This is a genomic window from Streptomyces durbertensis, from assembly GCF_014156695.1.
GTDB lineage: Bacteria > Actinomycetota > Actinomycetes > Streptomycetales > Streptomycetaceae > Streptomyces > Streptomyces durbertensis.
Genome location: NZ_WMLF01000510.1, coordinates 1 through 3,499, shown reverse-complemented (window position 1 = coordinate 3,499; position 3,499 = coordinate 1). Strand labels below are relative to the sequence as shown.

2 protein-coding genes are annotated in these 3,499 nt (G+C 73.7%); both read right to left on the bottom strand.

Annotation, left to right across the window (positions count from 1 at the left end; genetic code table 11):
- Positions 1-1,643, bottom strand: a 1,643-nt coding sequence (casA, locus tag GL263_RS23520) for a type I-E CRISPR-associated protein Cse1/CasA (protein ID WP_182857751.1), incomplete at its 3' end; no start/stop codon positions are given.
- The coding region (gene cas3, locus GL263_RS23515; RefSeq protein ID WP_182857750.1) for a CRISPR-associated helicase Cas3' at positions 1,636-3,499 on the bottom strand (1,864 nt) is incomplete at its 5' end. The genes casA and cas3, both read right to left, overlap by 8 nt.

Here is a 3,499-nt window from a genome sequence, read left to right as displayed (position 1 = left end):
GGTGTGGGGTTCGGGTCGCCGAGTGCCTTGCGCAGCCGGAAGCGGAACCACCGTTCGGCGGAGGCGGCGTTGAGCCAGACCGTGCCGCTGCCGGCCTTGACCGTGCGGCCCTGCCAGGCGGCCTCGCCCGCCTCCCGGACGAGGCCGCCGCCAAGCCGGAGCACCGCCTTGTGGACCTCCCGCCGCCAGTGGTCGCGGGCCGCGTAGGGATCGTCGCCTGCGGAGAGGTTGCGCAGCCACAGGCGGTACGGCTCGTCCAGGGCGGCGTAGCCGAGGTCGCGGGCACCGGCCCGGCGGGGCTCGGCGTCCAGGCCGGCGGCGTCCGCGAGGTCCGTGGCGAGGTCGCCGAGGACACGGACGGCGTCGTCCGCGTCGCCGACGGCGGCGACGGCCTGCCGGGCGTACTCGCGGTCCTCGCGGTGCAGCAGGACGACGTCCATCGAGACGTGGTCGTCCACGACTTCGTCGATCACGGACTGCTGGGTGCCGTAGAAGACCCCCACCGTGCGGGCACGGACGTGGAAGCGGCGTGGCAGCACGCCGGCATCACTCACGAGGTGGGAGACCCACTCGATGACCCGGGGCCGGATGGACGGTGGGGCCTCGGGGCCGTGGTCGGCCTCGGCGCGGTCGGCGAGGAGCGCTTCGAGGCCGCGCCACGCGGATCGGCTGGGGTCGTGCTCCCTGGGCAGGTAGCACGGCACGACGCCGTGCTTCTTCTCCTGCGCCTTGCTGCGCCGCCACGCCGTCATCGGCTCGTGCACCTGCATGTTGCGCGGGGCCAGCGGGTCGCCGTAGCCGAGGACAACGCCGCGCACGGCCTGTCTGTCGTGGTGCAGGAGCAGCCGACGGGACTGCCAGGTGTAGAGGTCGCGCAGGCCGGTGGGGCGGACACGGCCGGCCGGGCCCGGGCCGTACGGGTCGCGCCGCCACGCCGGGCGGTCGTCGGCCTCCTGCCTGACGTCGGGGTGGTCCCGGGCGATGAGGTTGAGGAGCAGCGTCTCGCGGAGCGTGCCGCCCTCGATGAACACCCCGCCGAGGGTGCCCGCCCAGCCGACGCCGAGCGGATAGACCTTGCCGCCCTTGACCCGGTCGTCGCCGTCGAGGCCCGTCTTGATGCCGGAGGTGTCGAAGGCGTGGGCGTGGACCAGCCAGCGGGCAGCCTCCCCGAACTCCAGGCGGTCCACGCCCGGCATGCGGGAGCTGAGGTAGGGGGCGCCGGCGGGGACGTCGGCGACGATCCGGTTGAGTTCGAAGACCTCGTCTCTTGCCGTGCGCAAGCCGGCGACCTGGAAGAACGGGCGCTGCGGGTGGAGGAGGTCAAACGCCTCGCGGTGGGTGGTGAGGTAGTCGGCGACGGGCGCGAAGCAGTTTTTGTCCGCCCAGAGTTCGGCCCACTCGTCGGTGTCCGCGGGGCCACCGTCGAGCGCGTCGTGCACAACGGCGAGCAGGAGCCGCAGCAGGGCGAACTCCTGCGTCGGCACGTCGCCGATCAGGCGGCGCAGGTCGTCGGCGTTCGCGAAGACGTCGCGGAGGGAGAGTTCCGACTGGGTTCCGTCGTCGTGCAGGACCGGAATCCACGGCTGGGTCGTCAGGTCGAACGACGCGGCGGCGCTCCCCCTCTGGGGCTCGTGGTCAGTCACGGGTCACCTCCAGGCCGTCGTACGGGGAGTAGGTGAGTGAGAAGCCTGCCAGGCGGGTCTGACAATCCTCGTCCAGGACCAGCGGCAGCTCCCCTGCCAGCCACTGGCTCTCGTTCGACTGCCAGGCCTGGCAGTCGAGTTGTTCGAGCTCGGCGATGGCCCGGTCCGTCACCTCGGGGGTGGAGAACTGCGCCGGCAGGCGCAGGGCGCTGGCCACCGCCGCGCGGGCGGCGGCGGGGGTCGGCAGCCGGTCGGTGGGCAGCGGCAGGCCGGCCCGGGGCCGGCCGTCACGGTCCTCGGGCAGCCAGGGAACGGTCGTCAGCGTGCCGTCGGCGGAGCGCCGCACCACCAGCACCTCCAGGCTCTCCCGGCTGTCCCGCACCTGGGCACGGCCGGCGGGCGTGTCGTCGGCGTCCCCGACGCCGGCCGCGATCCAGCCGATGAGCGGGCGGCCGGGTCTTGCGACCGGGCCGAGGCGGAAGACGTCGGCGCGGGCCGCCTGTTCGGCGCGCTTCCGCTCGTGCCGTGCGCGTGCGTCGGCGAGGGCGTCCGCCCATGCGGGCGGCACCGACTCGTCCGGACCGTAGGCGAGTTGGACAAGTGGGTTGATGTCGTCGGGTAGCGTCAGCGGCTCCTTGTCGACGAGGTGCGGCAGCAGCGCGGCGGCCGAACGCAGTAGCGGGTACGCGCCGTAGACGGCCACCGAACCGCGCGCCGGCTCCGGCACGTCAGCCGACCAGTCGACGCCCGTGACGAGGCAGCGCGCGGTGCGCAACCGTGGCGGCCGGTCGACCTGGTCGACGCCGCGTGGATGGCGGTGCAGCCGGCCCATGCGCTGGAGCATCAGGTCCACCGGGCAGAGGTCGGTGACGAGCAGGTCGAAGTCGACGTCCAGCGACTGCTCCGCCACCTGGCTGGCGACGACGACGTGCGGGCCGGTGGGGCGCCCTGTGGCGCGGCCCGGCGGACCGAAGCGGCGAAGGAGGTCGGCGTCCTTGGCCATGCGGTCGAGATCGAGGAAGTTGGAGTGAGCCACGGTCACGTGCTCGTCGCCGAAGCGGGCGCGCAGGACGCGGGCGGTCTCCAGGACGCGGCGCACGGTGTTGCGCACGACCAGCGCGCAGCCGCCGTCGCGCAGTTCGTCCGTCAGCCGGTCGGCCAGCGCTTCCGGGTCGTCGTCCTCCAGCGCCTCCAGGTGGACACGACCACCGCGCGCGGACTGCGCGGGCCGCTCCACGAGCGGCGCCGGCTCTCCGGGGACGACGGCCGTCAACAGCGGGTAGTCGCCCGGGGTTTCGTCGAGCGTGTCGGTTGCCTGCGGCTGCTGGCCCTCCCGACCCGTGGCGTACGCGTCGACCAACTGCCGGCGGCGGTCGGCCGGCAACGTCGCGGAGAGGATCACCACCGGCACCCGATAGGCGCCCAGCCAGGCCAGGACCCGGTCGAGGTAGACGTTCATGTACGTGTCGTAGGCGTGGGCCTCGTCGATCACCACAACCTTGCCGGCGACGGCGAGATGCCGCAGTGCGAGGTGGCGGCTCTTCAGCCCGGCGAACAGCAGCTGGTCGACCGTCCCGGCGACAAACGACGCCAGCATCGCCTTCTTGCGGCCGCGCAGCCAGGTGTGCGCGACCAGTTCGGCGTGCGCGGCGCGGGCGCCGTGCGGGCGGCGCGAGCTGCGCGAGGGCGCCGGGCTCTCCGCGTCGACGGCGGCGATCCGCTGGTGGCTGCTCCGCAGGAGTTCCGCGAACTCGTCGTTCAGCGCCGACTTCGAGTGGGCGAGGTGGACGGAGAGGCGGGTGCCGTCCTCGGTCGGCAGCCGGTCCAGCCAGGCGCGCAGGCGCGCGAACATGGCG